General features: G+C 50.3%; 16 protein-coding genes. 12 read left to right on the forward strand and 4 right to left on the reverse strand.

Translation table 11 applies throughout. The annotated features are described in order from the left end of the window. Positions 1-56: 56 nt before the first annotated feature. Positions 57-368, reverse strand: coding sequence for a hypothetical protein (locus ACE3MQ_RS23970; RefSeq protein ID WP_379397516.1), 312 nt, complete (start codon positions 366-368; stop codon positions 57-59). A 23-nt stretch (positions 369-391) separates the two neighbouring features. Then, positions 392-1,009, reverse strand: a complete 618-nt coding sequence (locus tag ACE3MQ_RS23975; protein WP_379397518.1) for a TetR/AcrR family transcriptional regulator — start codon at positions 1,007-1,009, stop codon at positions 392-394. A 205-nt stretch (positions 1,010-1,214) separates the two neighbouring features. Here ACE3MQ_RS23975 and ACE3MQ_RS23980 point away from each other — a divergent pair, with 205 nt between their 5' ends. The 3 genes from ACE3MQ_RS23980 to ACE3MQ_RS23990 all read left to right on the forward strand — a co-directional run bounded on the left by ACE3MQ_RS23980 (position 1,215) and on the right by ACE3MQ_RS23990 (position 4,899). Then, complete coding sequence (locus ACE3MQ_RS23980; RefSeq protein WP_379397520.1) at positions 1,215-3,464, forward strand: MMPL family transporter; 2,250 nt, start codon at positions 1,215-1,217, stop codon at positions 3,462-3,464. A gap of 84 nt (positions 3,465-3,548) precedes the next feature. After that, positions 3,549-4,259, forward strand: coding sequence for an MBL fold metallo-hydrolase (locus tag ACE3MQ_RS23985; protein WP_379397522.1), 711 nt, complete (start codon positions 3,549-3,551; stop codon positions 4,257-4,259). Positions 4,260-4,335: 76 nt separating this feature from the next. Continuing rightward, complete coding sequence (locus ACE3MQ_RS23990; RefSeq protein ID WP_379397524.1) at positions 4,336-4,899, forward strand: TetR/AcrR family transcriptional regulator; 564 nt, start codon at positions 4,336-4,338, stop codon at positions 4,897-4,899. A gap of 397 nt (positions 4,900-5,296) precedes the next feature. Here ACE3MQ_RS23990 and ACE3MQ_RS23995 read toward each other — a convergent pair whose 3' ends face one another. Next, a complete protein-coding gene (locus tag ACE3MQ_RS23995) occupies positions 5,297-5,866 on the reverse strand; it encodes a type II toxin-antitoxin system PemK/MazF family toxin (RefSeq protein ID WP_379397526.1) in 570 nt (189 codons plus the stop codon). Between the two features lie 372 nt (positions 5,867-6,238). On the opposite strand from ACE3MQ_RS23995, the gene ACE3MQ_RS24000 reads away from it, so the two are divergent. Continuing rightward, on the forward strand, positions 6,239-6,496 hold the full coding sequence (locus ACE3MQ_RS24000) for a YqkE family protein (protein WP_379397528.1): 258 nt from the start codon (positions 6,239-6,241) through the stop codon (positions 6,494-6,496). 49 nt (positions 6,497-6,545) lie between these two features. Next, complete coding sequence (def, locus tag ACE3MQ_RS24005) at positions 6,546-7,127, forward strand: peptide deformylase (RefSeq protein ID WP_379397530.1); 582 nt, start codon at positions 6,546-6,548, stop codon at positions 7,125-7,127. A 97-nt stretch (positions 7,128-7,224) separates the two neighbouring features. Here def and ACE3MQ_RS24010 read toward each other — a convergent pair whose 3' ends face one another. After that, positions 7,225-8,148: an AEC family transporter gene (locus ACE3MQ_RS24010; protein WP_379397532.1), complete on the reverse strand. Its 924-nt coding sequence runs from the start codon at positions 8,146-8,148 to the stop codon at positions 7,225-7,227. 188 nt (positions 8,149-8,336) lie between these two features. Between ACE3MQ_RS24010 and ACE3MQ_RS24015 the strand changes: the two genes are divergently transcribed. The 7 genes from ACE3MQ_RS24015 to ACE3MQ_RS24045 all read left to right on the forward strand — a co-directional run bounded on the left by ACE3MQ_RS24015 (position 8,337) and on the right by ACE3MQ_RS24045 (position 16,105). Continuing rightward, complete coding sequence (locus tag ACE3MQ_RS24015) at positions 8,337-9,227, forward strand: ABC transporter ATP-binding protein (protein ID WP_379397534.1); 891 nt, start codon at positions 8,337-8,339, stop codon at positions 9,225-9,227. Beyond that, positions 9,221-11,425: a hypothetical protein gene (locus ACE3MQ_RS24020; protein ID WP_379397536.1), complete on the forward strand. Its 2,205-nt coding sequence runs from the start codon at positions 9,221-9,223 to the stop codon at positions 11,423-11,425. The genes ACE3MQ_RS24015 and ACE3MQ_RS24020 overlap by 7 nt, the downstream gene beginning before the upstream one ends. Then, positions 11,415-12,137 carry a hypothetical protein gene (locus ACE3MQ_RS24025; protein WP_379397538.1) on the forward strand — a complete coding sequence of 241 codons (723 nt, stop codon included), beginning with the start codon at positions 11,415-11,417 and terminating at the stop codon, positions 12,135-12,137. Before ACE3MQ_RS24020 ends, ACE3MQ_RS24025 begins: the two co-directional genes overlap by 11 nt. 44 nt (positions 12,138-12,181) lie before the next feature. Then, positions 12,182-12,811, forward strand: a complete 630-nt coding sequence (locus ACE3MQ_RS24030) for an RNA polymerase sigma factor (RefSeq protein ID WP_379397540.1) — start codon at positions 12,182-12,184, stop codon at positions 12,809-12,811. Continuing rightward, complete coding sequence (locus ACE3MQ_RS24035; RefSeq protein WP_379397542.1) at positions 12,792-13,646, forward strand: hypothetical protein; 855 nt, start codon at positions 12,792-12,794, stop codon at positions 13,644-13,646. The genes ACE3MQ_RS24030 and ACE3MQ_RS24035 overlap by 20 nt, the downstream gene beginning before the upstream one ends. Then, positions 13,633-14,493 carry an ATP-binding cassette domain-containing protein gene (locus ACE3MQ_RS24040; protein ID WP_379397544.1) on the forward strand — a complete coding sequence of 287 codons (861 nt, stop codon included), beginning with the start codon at positions 13,633-13,635 and terminating at the stop codon, positions 14,491-14,493. Before ACE3MQ_RS24035 ends, ACE3MQ_RS24040 begins: the two co-directional genes overlap by 14 nt. 319 nt (positions 14,494-14,812) lie before the next feature. Further along, positions 14,813-16,105, forward strand: a complete 1,293-nt coding sequence (locus tag ACE3MQ_RS24045; RefSeq protein ID WP_379397546.1) for a homocysteine synthase — start codon at positions 14,813-14,815, stop codon at positions 16,103-16,105. Positions 16,106-16,685 lie beyond the last annotated feature (580 nt).

Consider the following 16,685-nt stretch of genomic DNA (forward strand, 5'->3'; position numbering starts at 1 on the left):
CGTCACATAGATTTATTAAAAAAGGCAGGCCAGCATAACATGAATGCGGCCTGCCTTTAATATGGTGTTATAAGATTGAATCGCTGGATCTGATCATGCAATCCTTCCCGGGTAAGAATTTCTACCTGCTTCGTCCCGATCAAGTCGAAATGGGGGTACTCATCCCGGCGGTGAATATATTTCGGGTTCAGGCCGTTAGCTCTGCACCAGGCTGACAACCGTTCAAGATCATTGCAGCCTACTTTAGTGACGGTCGTGATTCCCGGAAATCGCGGGTCGAGCCAGTAATGCGTCAAATAAGCAATGTCTCCTTGCGCAACCCGCTGCTTCCATGCGTTCAATTCCTTGCGCGTAATTCCGAAAGCCATGCCGATCCATCCTTTGTACTTTATTATTTATGAATACCTCTCCACAGAAAGGCCACGATTTTAGCGGCGGCTTCTTCATTCGATTCGAACAAAGTCTCATTGTTCGAATAGCGGCGTTCGCCCACTTTCAGCATGGATACGTACAGATGCGCAGCGAGAAAAGGCTCGTCGCAATGAATCTCTCCATCTTCGACAGCATCGGCGAAGCCTTGCTCCAGTGCCTCGTATAGAGCATTCTCATGACGATTTAGACGTTCATGCTGCTCCTCGCTTAAATGATGCTTCAGCTTCTCCACCATCCCGTCCATATGCACCTGGGGGACTCGCAAATAATTTTGGGAAATGAGCACAAGCCGCTCCCGGAAGGAGCCCGGTTGTGCCAATATCGATTCAATGCGCTGCTTCACATTGACGAGGACAGCGACCATGCATGCTACGAACAGCTCGTTTTTGGTCGGAAAATAATAATATACCGAAGCTTTAGTCACGCCGGAATGCTGCGCCACCATATTCATCGAAACGGATTCATAGCCATTTTCCATAAACAGCTTAGAGGCGGTAACTAAGATGTGCTGGGAAGTAGGCATCCCTTCCTGCTGTACGGGAGGTCTTCCCAAGGGCTTCTTGTTCGGGACTTTCATAAAGGTCACCTCAATAACTTATACTGACGAAAAACATATACTGACGAATCATTATACCATAAGAGGCTGCTCAAAAAATCATCTTTCAATGACTGCCTAAAAAATGAAAAGAGGTGATTGATAATTAACCTTCCGGTATATATAATTACTAATATGATTTATATCACTTGATCACAAAATTAAAAAAATGGAGATGAGAGAGTCGATGGATAAAATGCTGGAGCGACTTGGGCGCTGGTTTGCGGGAAGCAAGACGAAATGGATTACCGTAGCCGCCTGGATTATCATCGTAGGAGCCCTGACGGCGATATGGCCGGGCGTTAATGAGAAGGAGGACAATAATGCCGCTAATTTGGAGGCGTCGATGCCATCGGTACAGGCTCAGCAGTTAGCCGAGAAAGAATTTCCGAGCGATTCCGGCATTCCGGCATTACTCGTATGGCAGAGAAATAGCGGATTAACCGAAGAGGACTTCAGCGGATTCCAGCAGCTCACAGCATTTCTGACGGAAAACCCGCTCGAAGGGCAGGAGGCCGTGCCGCCTTTTCACCAAATGCCGCTGCCTGTACTGCAAAAGCAGACCTCCGAGGATGGGACGGCGTTTGTGCTGCCTCTGTTTTTTAGCAAAGAAGCGGAGACGGACACCTTGGAAGCGGGGATGGAAAAGATCAAGGAACAATCCCTGGAAATATTCGGAGTGAACCCGTTCTCCGTAAGTATAGACGATAGCGAAGGGCTGTCAGCCCGGGTGTCCGGTCCGGCAGGAATTTCTATCGATGCGGTCGGATTGTTCTCCAGCGCAGACGTATCCTTGCTGATTGCGACTGTACTGCTTGTGCTCGTGCTGCTCCTGCTCATTTACAGATCGCCGATTCTGGCCATTATCCCTTTGATCGGGGTAGGCTTTGCTTATGGAGCGGCTAGTCCGATTCTGGGCAAAATGGCCGACCTCGGCTGGATTACCGTCGATTCGCAAGGCATTTCTATCATGACAGTGCTTTTGTTCGGTGCCGGGACTGATTACTGCTTATTCCTCATTTCCCGTTTCCGGCAAATTCTAGGGGAGGAACGGGATAAGACGAAGGCGTTGATTCGCGCATTCAAAGACTCGGCTGGAGCAATTGCGATGAGCGGCTTTACGGTCGTCATAGCACTATTGGTGCTCTTGTTCGCCAAATATGGCGCGGTTCATCGGTTTGCGGTGCCGTTCAGCTTATCAATTCTCATCATGGGTGCGGCCAGCTTAACGCTCGTGCCTGCACTGCTTGCTATTCTAGGCCGCGGCTCCTTCTATCCGTTCGTGCCCCGCACTCCGGAAATGCTGGCGGAAAGAGCGCAGAAGAAAGGTAAGCCGGCTCCGATTCCTCCGCAAGCTGCAGCCAATCAGAAACAAGGAGGCTGGATCGGCCGAATCGTAACGCGCCGTCCCTGGGTCGTCATCGCAGTTACGGTAATTTTTCTTGGGGCTTGTGCAGTTAATTCTGCACGGATCGAGTACACCGTGGATTTATTATCCACGTTTCCAGAGAGCAGTCCATCGCGGGAAGGCTTTGCCGTGATCGGCGACAAGTTTACCCCGGGCGAGCTGGCTCCCGTCAAGCTTATGGTGAATACGGAGGGAAAGGAGGTACCTCTCGAGCAAACCTTTACTGGCCTTTCTTATGTAAGCCACGTGTCTGAAGCAGTGGAGGGAGGCAGCAATCCGGACATTCAGGCCATCGATATTGAGTTCAATTTGAACCCCTACTCCAATGAAGCGATGGCGCTGATCCCCGAGCTGCGGGGTACGGCGGAGAAGATGCTCCAGGCTGCTGGTATTTCAGCACCGGATGAGCATGTATGGATTTCCGGACAGACGGCGACCCAGTACGACACAGAGCGGACCAACGAGCGGGACACGGCTGTGATTATTCCGATTGTAATCGGGCTTATTGCTCTGCTCCTGTTATTATATTTGCGCTCCGCGGTAGCGATGGTGTACCTGGTTCTGACCGTCGTTTTATCTTATTTCTCCGCGCTTGGCCTGGGCTGGCTCGTCATTCATGACATTATGGGCACTACGGCGATTCAGGGTCTCATTCCGCTTTATGCTTTTGCATTCCTAGTCGCGCTGGGCGAGGATTACAATATATTCCTCATCTCCAGCATCTGGAGAAAGAGCAGGAAGATGCCCTTGAAGCAGGCGATTCGTGACGGAGTTACCGAGACGGGCAGCGTAATCACGTCCGCAGGGTTAATCTTGGCCGGCACATTCGCCGTGCTGGCGACTCTGCCTATTCAGGCGCTCGTTCAGTTTGGAATTATTTCAGCAATCGGGATATTGCTCGATACGTTTATCGTCCGTCCATTTCTTGTGCCGTCGATTACCATGGTGCTTGGCCGTGTGGCCTTTTGGCCAGGAAAAGGTTCAAAGAAGGCGCAGGCTGATCACGGAAAAGAATTTTCTGCATCCTAAATTTAAAATTTCTCTTGAGAAACTAACACCATTAGTTTAAAATGAAACTAATGGTGTTAGTTTTGTTTAGAGGAGCGCATGGTTATGAGAATAATTCGACATGAATTTTTACTGCAATTAACGTTTATGCCTAGGCTATTCCCGGTAAATTGCTATTTAGTCGAGGAAGAGAAGAGTCTTACTTTAGTTGATGCTGCTCTTCCGTATAGCGCAGCCGGGATTGCGAAGGCAATAGAGGAAATCGGCAAGCCGTTGACCCGAATCGTATTGACCCATGCCCATGACGATCATGTAGGGGCATTAGATAGAATGAAGGAGAAGTTCCCGGAAGCAGAGGTCTATATTTCGGAACGCGATGCGAAGCTGCTTGCTGGCGATCGTACTCTCTTAGCCGATGAGCCGCAGACCAAGATCCGGGGAGGCGTACCCAAAGACATTAAGACACGGCCCGATATCCTCGTCCGCGAGGGTGACCGCATCGGTTCCCTGCTTGTCATCGCCACACCCGGGCATACGCCCGGCTCGATTTCGCTGCTGGATACAAGAACACGAGCGCTGCTCGTCGGCGATTCCTTCCACACGCGTGGGGGGCTAACCGTGACAGGGCATCTTCGATTAATGTTTCCTTTTCCGGCCATGGCTACCTGGAATAAGGAGATCGCGCTTGAAAGCGCGAGCAAGCTGGCCGATCATCAACCGAGCCTGCTTGCTACAGGGCACGGGGAGATGCTGGCTGAACCAGCTGCGGAGATGCGAAAGGCCCTAATCGCTGCCAAGGGGTCGCTTGGCAAGTGATTACGCGTAAACCACATGATTTTTTGCATGCCAGGAAGTAACTAGCGGCTCAATATACCTATTAGGAGTGATTATCATGGCGCCCAGGCCGGGACTTGATACAAATACAGTGTTGATGGCGGCGGTGGAAATCGCCGATCAGCAGGGAGTGCAGGCAGTAACGTTGGCTTCGGTTGCCGCTGCCCTCGGTGTTCGTTCTCCATCGCTATACAATCATATTCGAGGGCTGGAGGAGCTGAGGGCGCTGCTTGCCGTATATGCCCTGGAGCAGCTCTACGGCAAAGTCAGCGAAGAAACGGAAGGACTGTCGGGCAGGGAGGGTATCCGCCGATTTGCTCACGCCTATATCAGCTTTGCCCGTGAGCATCCAGGGCTGTATGAAAGTGCCCAGCTCGTTCCGCAGGGAATGAACGAGCGGGAGATCCGGGAGGCTGGCGAACGGGTTGTCGATTTAGTGCTGCAGCTTCTCCAGCCATATAAACTGCTGCAGGAGGATGCCCTCCATGCAGTTCGCGGACTGCGAAGCTTTATTCATGGCTTTGCCTCGCTAGAGCAGTTAGGAGGCTTCGGTCTGCCGCTGTCCCTGGAGAAGAGCCTGGATTTTAATCTGGGAATATTTCTGGCCGGACTGAAGCAATAATTTGGTTAAAATGCGGCCCATTCGGTTAATAGTACACAAGAGAACAAAATAAACCCCGCAGGAGCCTCCATGCGGGGTGAATTTGCCCACGACCAGGTGGGCGACATATACTTATTATGTGATAGCCATGAGAGTTTCATGACAATGAGATTTTAAAGGTATTGAAGAAGACGAAAGAGGAGCCGAGGCTCCTCTTCTGACTCAATACACGTATAACGTGTGAGTTTATCCACGACGAGGTGGATGACATAATAAAACTCTACGAACAAATCTCTTGATACCTATAGTAACCTTTTCGCAGTTTCGTGTCAATCCCCCTTATAAATATTACTCCACATTCCTGTACCTTCCGAATCCCTCACGCTTGGCCGTTTCCGTTAATTCTTATTCCATTTGTCTAAAATCCAAGCGTCCATTTCAGCCGATTCTCCAGGCGGTTCATATCCTCCTCGTCCAAATTTCCAAGATGCTCCTTCAAGCGAATTTTGCTGACAGACGTAGCTTCTTCCGTTTTTGCGGCGGAATCAAAGGCCAGGAAATCATATTTGCTCTTGAACAGAAAGTAGTGGCTCTGAAAACGCGGGATCGGCTTGCCTTCCTTCGTCAAAATCGCTTGCCCGGTTTTGGGATTGGTGCGCGTTTTAAGATTTTTGGTCAATGGAACAACGATCACGTTGCCGGAGGTGGAGTTCACCGTATTGTTCGATACGATGATGACGGGCCGTTCCTCATTTTGCTCGCAGCCGATATTTTCTCCAAAATTACAAAAGTGGATTGCGCCCCGGGTCATTCTCCGTTTCATTTGTACTTTCTCATGCTCAATCCAGTATTGGGCCATTTCGATTTTGACGGGCTTCCAGGCATTGATTTGTTCTTCCTTCAATTTTTGCATCGCTTTGACCCGGCCATTGACCGGTCTGGCTGGTCTGGTATTCGGATGATGGTTGTTTTCCTGTTCATTTCTCATGTTCTCTCTCCTCCAAGCCTTGTGAATAAGCATATTGTAGAATTACACGTGTTTGCACTCACCTTAAACAAATTTGGTAAATTTTTTTAAGATGAAGGAGTTGAAGTTTTCAGCTATGCTGAACCAGCCTATCATCACAAGAAAAACTACCGCTAAATGCGGTCTGTCGACCTAGAGAGTACATCACTAGACGTTTTTCTTTGGTTGGTACATAAATTCGTTTCCCAATCCGGCTAAATGGTGAGCAAATCGGAAGAATATCAACTCCCGGTCAGGGTTTAGGATTATTGACAAAACATTTTGACCGTACGATACTTTAGGCAGGCAAGAACCAGAACTTAAGAGGAAGTCAGAAATTGAGGTGAACCGAGGATGGCGAAGAGAAGACATTCAAAGCCTTCAGCCGCTTCCGCCGGCGACAAGCCCGCGACACTTAAAGATCTGCTTGGAGCTGAGACGATCCATAAGCTTAAAGAACAGGCAGAGAGCTTGAAGCGGGAGGAAGAAGAGGCAAAGGCTGCGGCTAGAAAGCAGGCCGAAGAGGCTCGGCGGGCGGAGCAGAAAAGATTGGAGAACGATTTTGAGCATTTGCTGAATAACAGCAATATGGATTGGCATAAATACAAATAAGCTCGGATTGGCGCAAATCTGGTAATGAAGGTGGATGAGTTGTTTATTTATGAGTAAATTCAATAAAGGCTATTTGATTACGATGGACGATATTGTGAGAGAAGGCAGTGACATTCTCCGGACGGTAACTGAGCCTGTCAGCATTCCACCGACGGAGGAAGATAAGGATGAAATGGCAGCGATGCTGCAATTTTTGAAAAACAGCCAGGATCCCGAGCTGTCCAAGAAATACAAGCTTCGGGCGGGAGTCGGACTGTCGGCGAACCAGATCGGCCTGAATAAGCGGATGTTCGCCGCCTATTTCAGCGATGATCAGGGGCAGTCCCGGGAGTACGCCCTGTATAACCCCAAAATTATCAGTCATTCCGAAGCAATGATTTATTTGCCGGAGAGCGAGGGCTGCCTGTCCGTGGATCGTTCGATACAGGGATTCGTGCCGCGCTACGAGAAGGTGCAGGTCAAGGCTTATGACGGGGAAGGCAACGAGCTGAGGCTGCGGTTCAAGGGCTATGAGGCGATTGTCATGCAGCATGAAATGGATCATTTGAACGGAATCATGTTCTACGATCATATCAATAAGGAGCATCCCTACAAGCTGCCGACCGGTGTAACCATATCCAGCTTGTATTAGACAAATCTTACGTTTGCTTTTTAAGCGGGAAGACTACAGACTCCTTCTGCTTATTAAGGCCAACTCGAATATATCGGGTTGGCCTCTTCGCCGTGCTTTATTTTAACAGAACGATCAGGATCGGCAAGGTCATAAAGGAGGCCAGCGTCGTCCACAGAATGCATTTGGATACCGTTTGCGGCGAGGCTCCGAATTTCTCGGCCAGTGCGGAAGCGTTAACCGCCGCGGGCATACAGGCTAGAATGAGCAGCACGGAGAACAGCACGCCTTCGATTTGCAGCAGCCACAGCGCGAACAGCGCCACCAAAGGCGACAGCAGCATCCGAATGGCGATGCCGGAGCGAAAGGCCTTTTTGGAGCCGGATTTCATCGGAACGCCCGCCACACTGACCATTTGCGCGCCAAGGATGGCGAGGACGACGGGGGAATAGGCGGCCGCCGCCATTGTAATGCCCTGAGCGATGCCGGCAGGCAAGGAAGCCCCTGTAACCCTAAGCAAAATGGCAGCGGCGGCGGCATATATGGACGGTAAGGTAAATACGGATTTCACGGCTTCCTTCATGGAAAAATTGGATCGTGCCGCCAAGTAGACCCCGACCGTATTGACGATGATCATCTGACCGATGACATAGACGGAGGCTTTGTCCAGACCGAGCTGGCCAAAGGCGAGCAGAACGAGCGGCAGGCCATAGTTTACGCTATTCGTAAAGGTGGACACCAGGGTGAGGCCCGCCTGCTCGTCTGACGGAAGCTTGATTAGCCGGCCGATGATGACGGCTACGAGCCAAAGTAAAACGAGATTCAATAGCGAGAATCCGAGCGTTTGATAAATATCCTGATATGAAATATCCGCCTTGGCGAGCGTCTCAAGGATCAGGGCAGGGCTTAGAAAATACAAGTACAGCGTAACTAGCGGTCTCGTATCGAGCCCTTGAAATCGTTTGAGCAATGCGCCGGAAATGACGGGGATCGAGATGGGTACGATGACTTGAAGCAATGTGGACAGGACAGAATACAGCATGAATAATCTCCCTTCAGCCGACTTTCACAGATATATAGACTCTAGCAAAAAATCCGACTTTGGTCTAAGACAAAATAATAAATGTGAGGAACGCGAACTTTTTGTTCATTTATCCCGTTACAGTAACAGATGCCGACCGCGCGGGGCTATCCAATTACATTACCATTATGAAATGAGGAAATTCATTCATGATCGAAATTAATCATTTATATAAAATGTACCGGAAAGGCCACCTGGCGCTGAATGACGTCAATTTATCGCTCAGTGAAGGCATGGTCGGCCTGCTCGGACCGAACGGCGCAGGCAAAACCTCGCTGATGCGCATTTTGGCGACATTGATCCGCCCCAGCTCGGGGGATGCGCTGATTAACGGAGTTTCTCTAAAGAAGGCAGAGGACATCCGGGCGATGATCGGATATTTGCCGCAGCAGTTTCAGGTGTATCCCCAACTGACAGGCGCCGAATTTTTGGATTATGTCGCCGTCATGAAAGGCATGAACGACTCCCGAAAACGCAAGGCGGAAATTTCCCGGCTGCTGGAGGAGGTCAATCTCGCGGAAAAGGCAAATAAGCGTATCCGCACTTATTCCGGCGGCATGAGAAGACGCCTGGGGATTGCGCAGGCCCTGCTCGGGTCGCCCCAGGTGCTCATCGTGGATGAGCCAACCGCTGGATTAGACCCGGAGGAGCGTGTGCGTTTCCGCAATCTGCTCACGCGGTTCAGCATGGGGCGTATCGTGCTCTTATCCACGCATATCGTCGCGGACATCGAGAGCAACTGCCGGCAAATCGCTGTGCTGAACCAAGGCGGAGTCCGCTTCTCTGGCGATTTGGCACATTTGCAGGCTGCGGGACAAGGCAAGGTGTGGGAAGGCCTGGTGGAGGACGGCCAATTCGCGGAGATGGATCCGATGTCTATTGTGTCCACGCGACGAACCGAGGAAGGGCTGCTGTGCCGAATTATTGCTCACGCCCCGCCAATAGGAATGGAGGCGGCAGCTGTCCGGCCCACATTGGAGGATGGTTATCTGGCGCTGCTCAGGTCGGAGCAGGAGGAAGGAGCGACCCGTCCATGGTAAAATGGCAGCGCCAATTCGCGCTCGAATGGAATCATATTTTTCGCAATGTATGGTTTATGGGGCTGCCCGTGCTATACGGGATATTCTATGCTTGGTTTCTATCGGCCAGTCCGCCGCTGAAGAACCTGTTTGCCGAGACATACAACTTTCATTCTCTCGTTCATACACTTACGCTTGGCATCGCCATGCTGCTGGGCATACTAGCCATTCGTCGGGATATTCGCCGTCCCTCCTATGAATGGAGTGCCGGCCTGCCGGTATCCTACAGCATGCGGATCACGGCGAAATACGCGGCAGGAATGACGTATTTAACTCTTTTTTCACTACTGGCAGCCGGCTTGTTTATCCTCTTCTCTGCTAAAAGAGGGATCGAATCCGGCATTACCGTTTCTCACAGTGTTTATTTTGGCCTATCCTATGAAATCTCGTATATGGTTACACTGGCGTTGGCCATGCTTCTCGCGGTGTGCCTGCCTAATCGCGTCGTTTATTTGATCGGCTTTTGTGCCTGGATGTTCGGGACATTCTTTATGCAGCTGTTTATTGTGGAAAGAAATGATTGGTACATGCTGAGTATCTTTCATCTAAGCCAGTTATTCGTTCAAGGAACCCGGGGGGGTGAGCTGTGGGGTTACCAACTCATTGCCGATGAGCTGCTGCTGTCCGGTCTTTTTGTGCTGGCCTTCGCTGCGCTGCTGCTAGTAGCGGCCAATACGATTCTAAATCGTTTGCGGCCAACCAAGCATGGATTACGGCTGGGGGTTACTGCCGGACTGAGCGTGCTGATAGCTTGTGCTGCATTCGTGCCTTACGGCTTATTGTGGCAGGAAAGATACAGCAGCTATTATGACAAAATAAACGATGACACGCTACTGGAATTCACCGAATTAAGGAATGAGCAGAAGGAGAAGAGTTTTGAGGTTGCGAATTATGATCTCATGCTGGAGAAAACGAAAAATGATGTCCTTACTGTCACGGCTCGGCTTGAAATTCCTGCGGCGTCATTAAAGGCGTCACTAAAGGAGAAGGAAGAAATCACGTTTACGCTCAATCGAGCCTTTACCGTTTCGAGAGTCGAGGCCGATGGCCGGATCTTACCCTATAAGCAGCAAGGAGATAGCTTGTCGGTTACATGGGGGGAGCCCATGGAGCAGCCTGCGGATCGTATATTTGTGGAGGTCCGGTATTCGGGAGCTGTCCGGGAATATGGCGGGAGAGGCCAATTTTACGCTTTTGCTCATCAGGGTCTTGTTATGCTGCCGAGCTATTTTGCCTGGTATCCGCTTCCCGGCAAGCAGTCCGTATATGCCAAGGACGATTGGTCGGAAAGACTGCAATTGAGTGCGATATTTTATGAAATGTCCTATCCGAACGCTGCGTATCGGCTGACGGCCAAGGGCTTTGATACGAAGCTGTATACGAGCTTGCCCGAGGTTGAGCCATCGGCGAATGACAATTTGCAGCGTACGGACGGGAGGCCGCAGGTCTTTCAGGGGACTGGAAAGGACGGCATCAGCTTGTTCGGAGGGACGCTCGTAGAAGTCAGTCATCCCTCGCTGCCAAGCCGCGTCATTACGACCCCGAACAGCAAAGGGTATGCGGAGCAATTATTGGAGGAATGGAATGGATATTACGATTATTTTGTCTCCTGGGTAGCTGATTTCAAGCCGAGAATCAACCAGGTTAACTATTTCGTGACCGAGCATTCGCTGCCCGTCACGACCGAGAACGGAACATATATATATATTTCCAGCGGCGGCGTGGACTACGGGCTTGCCAGTTTTTTTATGAATGAAATGCTGCTTGGAACACGGAGAGGCTCCTATCAAATCGAGAAAACCAGGGATGACATCCGGATGCCTCTGCGCAGTTTGATGTGGTACGTATATTATAATGAGGTTGATGGTTTTAGCCACAAGGATATGGAGAACGGCATGGCCGACTTTCGCATGCTTGGAGCCCTGTTCCATCATGATCCTGATCAAGACCCCGAGAATTTAGGCGGCCGTATGGCTAAGCAGGTAGGGCAGGCGCTGGATAAAGGGAAAACCAAGGAAGTAAAGGAAGTTCTCAATTACTTCTATAGTCAGGGGCTTGATGTGCCGATCGAGGATTCGTCAGCTCCGGCTAAAGGCCGCCCGATTCCTTACGAAGCTTGGGAACGGGAGTGGGAGAGGGTGATCGGTCATGAAAGCTGAGCTTAGGGCGCTGGGCAGTCAAGTGCGGCTTGATCTGAAAATAGGAAAACAACCGCTATTTCTCGTGACGCTGTTCATTTACCTCTCCTATTGGGCAGCGATCATAATGGGCAATGCGGATTATCCGCAAACGGTGTATTATTTTTCGGAGATGGGGATGTTTCCGGTTGTCATTCTGCTCGCCGTCCTTCTTTTTGAGCGGGAAATCGGCGGGGGCGGCATGGAAGTCATCGCTACCTATCCCGTATCCCTAAAGTTTATGGTCATTAGGAAATGGACGCTATCTCTTGCGCTCTCTGCTGTGGCAGGGGTCGGCTGGATGTTTATATACCGGGCTAAGTTCGGTGAAATTATGACAAGGGTGTATCCCTGGAACGGCGAAGAGGCTGCAGCTGCGCAGGTGGGGTTTTTAACGCTTCTGCTGCAGACCCTGCCGGCGTATATGCTTCTTGCTTCTGTTGCTGTGCTCGGGATTGTATGGTTTCAGAAGCTTTACGGTGGGCTTGTCCTTGCTTTTGCGTTATGGATGCTCGATACAATTAGCTTTGGAAAAATCTTGGGAAAATGTACGTTGTATGCGGCGTATTTGCCGGAAGGCGTATCATTTGTCGCTAATCGCATCATACTTATGGCCATTTCATGTGTTTGCCTGCTGATGGCGGTTTGGGTCATAGACAGGCGAGAACGCTGGATTGGCAGGGAAGAGGAATAGAGCTGGAGTTTTGTTTTGCTATAAAAGAGAGAGGGGGGGGAGCAATGATTTCCGATCAGCAATTAACAGAGCGCATGGCATTAGGGGAACAGGAGGCGTTCGAGCTTCTGGTAACCAGATACCATGGCCCCTTGCTTAATTACGTTACCCAGCAGCTCAAGGATCGCGGCAAGGCTGAGGATATTGTGCAGGAGACATTCATTCGGCTTATCCGGCATTTGCGGCAGCATGGAGGAATGGAGCAGCTTCGGGCCTGGCTTTACAAGGTGGCTCTGAACTTGTGCCGGGATTATTGGCGCAGCGCTTCCTTTCGTTCGGAGCATACGGCGGCCGAAGAAATGCCGGATGGTGCCGATCCTGCACCGGGAGCCGAGGAAATGCTGGAAAGGCAGGAAACGGCCAAGCAGCTTGCCGCGACTTTAGAATACTTGCCGGATATTCAACAGGAAGTGGTAAGAATGCGATTCTTCCATGACCTGAAGCTGCAGGAAATTGCGGAGCTGATGGATATCCCCCTCAGCTCCGTTAAATCGCATTTATACGGAGCTTTAAGGAAATTAAAACGCGTGCTGGCTAAAAGCACAGATTTAGATTTACCTTCCCCGCAAACGGGAAGCCGTAACCCATCCCGAAAGGACAAGGAGGTGCCGCTTCATGAATCCGTCTATCGATAAAGAGCTAGAGCTGCTGGAGCAGCAATTGCAGGAACCGCTGCGACGTGCGATGCAGCCGCCGCCATCTCCGGCGGAGACCGCGGAGCTGATTCGAAATCTTCAGCCCGAATTTGACGCGCTGAAAGCGGATCATGCATCCCAATCGCTTCAATTCAATGAGCAGGTGGAATCTCCGGCATTGCGGAAGCTGCTGCGCAGTCAATTCCGCTTGAATCGAAAATCCTTGATATTGTCCAGTTCAGCGGTCTTTCTGATGCTGATACTTCTCGTGGATCCGCGCCAGCCGATTCTATCCATCGGCGCGCTGCCGAGCTCGCTGTTTCCCGTTATTACGCCGCTGATGCTGATCGCGTCCATGCTGTTCAGCTACCGAACCTGGGATCCGGGAATGCGTTCGATTGAGAGCATTACGCCGTATCCTCCGGCGCTCGTCATGTACAGCCGAATGCTTATGGTGATAGCCCTGATTGTCTGCTATGCATTTATCAGCTCGATCATTGTGAGTGTTCGCATATTTAAGGCCGGCGAATTCGTGCTTCCACTGGGGCCGTTTCTGCTGCAGTGGCTGGGGATTACGCTGCTGACGAGTGGAGCGGCGATGTATGTTCTTTTTCGCAAAGGGATTTATTACGCACTGGGAAGTGCCTTAGCCGTCTATGGGCTGTGGTTCATTTACATTGATAACTCCACTTCCTATACATTGCGTGTCGAGTACCGTGCGGTTATCGATGGAGTGCTGCTGGCTGCAGGAATAGTGCTGCTGCTTCGCTCCTATTATCGCAGCCGCAGGTTGAAATTTGAGATGAATGCGGGTGCAGGCCATGATATCCATTGATCAATTGCAGCAGCCTGTAGGTGCGTTTAAGCTAGCAATTAACCAATTGCGGATATATCCGGGACTTACGATGCTCGTCGGCCCTAACGGGGCCGGGAAGACCACTTTGCTGAAGCTGCTCGCTACCGTGGAGAAACCGCGCAAGGGCAAAATTACGTACCAGCAGCGAGAAGCGGCGGATGATTTGCCTTTGGTGCGCAGCCAAATTGGTTTTGTTCCCTCTGATTTGGAGCTATACGAAGAAATGACGACATATAAGCTGCTTGTTTATCTCGCCGAGCTGAAAGGTGTTTTTCAAACCGAGCCGGTTGACCGCTTGATTCGCGATTTTCGGCTGGAATCGTACCGGAATACCCGGATCAAGCGGTTATCGATCGGCGTGCGCAGAAGAATCGCTATCGTTCAATCCCTGCTGGCCCAGCCGAAATTCCTTTTTCTCGACGAACCGCTAAATGCGCTGGACTCGGGAGAACGCAAACTAGCGATTACGTATTTGACCCGCTATGCGCTGGGACGTATCGTCGTGGCTGCCGTTCATGAATTGAATGAATGGGAAGCTGCTGCGAATCGCGTGTTATGGCTGGAGAAGGGCGGAATTCGCTTTGAGGGCGGAGCTGCGGAGTGGAAGTGGGAGCTTCCCTCGAAAGTGTGGGAAGGGATGATCACGAGGGAACAGCTGCACCGTTTTCCGGAGAAGGGAGTTATTTTTATGAGAGAGACGGAAGGAGGACTCTTTGTACGGTTGGTGGCTGATCGCGTTCCTTTTCCCGGACTGGCAGAGGTTCACCCGTCGATGGAGGATGCCTACTTCATTCGGAAATTCGCTGCGAATTCCTGGAGCGTATAAGCCTATCCACATGTGGACAACAATAAACGACAGCAACTGGGAACGATGATTAGCTGAAAATTGTGAATAAGTGCATGATTCCATACGATTTTCCGGAAATTATGAACAGTATGCACATTTCTGTGCACATATGAACAAATGGGCCGCGGCTTTAGCTGACGGCTTATTTGTTGTCCACAGCATTAGGAGGCAAAAGGGAATTTAAATAATTCAGAGGAATTTTATCGGATTTGGTATTTTCAAACGGATCATTATATGAGAGAATATGAAAAACATGACACCCGTTTAGGGATATGCAAATTTAAAGGAGGATTTAACTATGTCTGAAGAGCGTCAACTCGGTCTTGAAACACTTGCGGTTCATGCCGGTCAGGAAATTGATCCTACTACTTATTCTCGTGCAGTACCGCTGTATCAAACAACATCCTATGGTTTCCGTGATACGGAGCATGCGGCCAATCTATTCGGGCTGAAGGAATTCGGCAACATTTATTCCCGAATTATGAACCCGACGAACGATGTGTTTGAGAAAAGAATTGCAGCGCTCGAGGGCGGCGTTGGCGCACTTGCAACGAGTTCCGGCCAGGCAGCAATTACATTTTCCATCCTGAATATTGCTGGCGCCGGGGATGAAATTGTATCCTCTTCAACCTTGTACGGCGGAACCTATAACCTGTTCTCCACTACGCTTGCTAAGCTGGGAATCAAGGTCACGTTTGTGGATTCGTCCAACCCGGAGAATTTCCGCGCGGCGATCACGGATAAGACCAAAGCCTTATTTGCAGAGACGATCGGCAATCCGAAGGGCGATATCCTTGATATTGAAGCGGTGGCGGCCATTGCACATGAGCACGGCGTTCCGCTGATCGTAGACAACACGTTTCCAAGCCCGTACTTGCTGCAACCTATTAAGCACGGAGCGGATATCGTCGTTCACTCTGCCACGAAATTCATCGGCGGACACGGAACATCCATTGGCGGTGTCATCGTGGACGGTGGCAAATTCGACTGGGCGGCCAGCGGAAAATTCCCTGGACTGACTGAGCCGGATCCAAGCTACAACGGTGTAGTCTATACGGAAGCGCTTGGGCCGCTAGCTTATATTATTAAGGCTCGCGTTCAGTTGCAGCGTGACCTTGGCGCGTCCTTGTCTCCATTTAACGCCTGGCTGCTGCTGCAAGGGTTAGAGACTCTTCACCTGCGCGTGGAACGTCATAGCGAGAATGCGCTTAAAGTCGCGAAGCATTTGGAAGCCCATCCGAATGTGGAGTGGGTAAGCTACGCCGGACTTCCTAGCCACGAATCCTATGAGCTTGCACAGAAGTATCTGCCGAAAGGCCAAGGGGCTATCCTGACTTTCGAAATCAAGGGCGGGGTAGAAGCAGGCCGTAAGCTGATCAACAGTGTCAAGCTGTTCTCGCATTTGGCCAACGTCGGCGACTCGAAATCATTGATCATACATCCGGCAAGCACGACGCATTTGCAGCTATCCCCAGAGGAGCAGCAGTCGGCGGGCGTTACACCTGGACTCATCCGCTTATCGATCGGTACGGAGTCGATTGAAGATATCATTTATGATCTGGATCAAGCCATTGCCGCAAGCCAGGCCTAATCATTTGTCCATATCCCATTAAAAGTTATATGAGCGAAAGCTGCTGCCGTAGGTTTGATATCCAACCACGGAGGCAGCTTTTTTAATTGATTATTGAACCTTCTAAATTCCGGCGATTGCTGGTGGTGGTGGCTGTGATGTCTGAGAGATCTAAGACGGCTGATGTAGCTGATGTAGCTCATGAGCTGATAGGCTGAGATAACTAATAGCTGATTTAGTTGATGTTTGCTCATGAGTTGATAAGCTGATATAGCTGAGATTGCTGATGTAGCTAATGTAGCTCATGAGCTGATAGGCTGAGATAACTAATATAGCTGATTTAGTTGATGTAGCTCATGAGCTGATAGGCTGGGATAACTAATAGCTGATTTAGTTGATGTTTGCTCATGAGTTGATAAGCTGATATAGCAGTAGCGGTTGTGGAAGCGGTGGTGAACACGGAGAATACGTACACTAACTGTATTTGTTGTAGTTAAAATGAAGCTGTTATCCGCAGAGGCTATAACTAACTGGATTTCTTACAGTTAAATTGAACGATTACAGGCTATGAAGGTAGAAAGTGATTTTTTAGATGCATGAA

It is taken from the genome of Paenibacillus lentus (genome assembly GCF_042714055.1).
Taxonomy (GTDB): domain Bacteria; phylum Bacillota; class Bacilli; order Paenibacillales; family Paenibacillaceae; genus Fontibacillus; species Fontibacillus lentus_A.

Coding starts and splice junctions, on each gene's coding strand:
- ACE3MQ_RS24025 (WP_379397538.1), top strand. CDS start 11,415: ATGAAAGCTGAGCTTAGGGCGCTGGGCAGTCAAGTGCGGCTTGATCTG.
- ACE3MQ_RS24000 (WP_379397528.1), top strand. CDS start 6,239: ATGGCGAAGAGAAGACATTCAAAGCCTTCAGCCGCTTCCGCCGGCGAC.
- ACE3MQ_RS24015 (WP_379397534.1), top strand. CDS start 8,337: ATGATCGAAATTAATCATTTATATAAAATGTACCGGAAAGGCCACCTG.
- ACE3MQ_RS23975 (WP_379397518.1), bottom strand. CDS start 1,009: ATGAAAGTCCCGAACAAGAAGCCCTTGGGAAGACCTCCCGTACAGCAG.
- ACE3MQ_RS24030 (WP_379397540.1), top strand. CDS start 12,182: ATGATTTCCGATCAGCAATTAACAGAGCGCATGGCATTAGGGGAACAG.
- ACE3MQ_RS23990 (WP_379397524.1), top strand. CDS start 4,336: ATGGCGCCCAGGCCGGGACTTGATACAAATACAGTGTTGATGGCGGCG.
- ACE3MQ_RS24045 (WP_379397546.1), top strand. CDS start 14,813: ATGTCTGAAGAGCGTCAACTCGGTCTTGAAACACTTGCGGTTCATGCC.
- ACE3MQ_RS23980 (WP_379397520.1), top strand. CDS start 1,215: ATGGATAAAATGCTGGAGCGACTTGGGCGCTGGTTTGCGGGAAGCAAG.
- ACE3MQ_RS24040 (WP_379397544.1), top strand. CDS start 13,633: ATGATATCCATTGATCAATTGCAGCAGCCTGTAGGTGCGTTTAAGCTA.
- ACE3MQ_RS23970 (WP_379397516.1), bottom strand. CDS start 368: ATGGCTTTCGGAATTACGCGCAAGGAATTGAACGCATGGAAGCAGCGG.
- ACE3MQ_RS24035 (WP_379397542.1), top strand. CDS start 12,792: ATGAATCCGTCTATCGATAAAGAGCTAGAGCTGCTGGAGCAGCAATTG.
- ACE3MQ_RS24020 (WP_379397536.1), top strand. CDS start 9,221: ATGGTAAAATGGCAGCGCCAATTCGCGCTCGAATGGAATCATATTTTT.
- def (WP_379397530.1), top strand. CDS start 6,546: ATGAGTAAATTCAATAAAGGCTATTTGATTACGATGGACGATATTGTG.
- ACE3MQ_RS24010 (WP_379397532.1), bottom strand. CDS start 8,148: ATGCTGTATTCTGTCCTGTCCACATTGCTTCAAGTCATCGTACCCATC.
- ACE3MQ_RS23985 (WP_379397522.1), top strand. CDS start 3,549: ATGAGAATAATTCGACATGAATTTTTACTGCAATTAACGTTTATGCCT.
- ACE3MQ_RS23995 (WP_379397526.1), bottom strand. CDS start 5,866: ATGAGAAATGAACAGGAAAACAACCATCATCCGAATACCAGACCAGCC.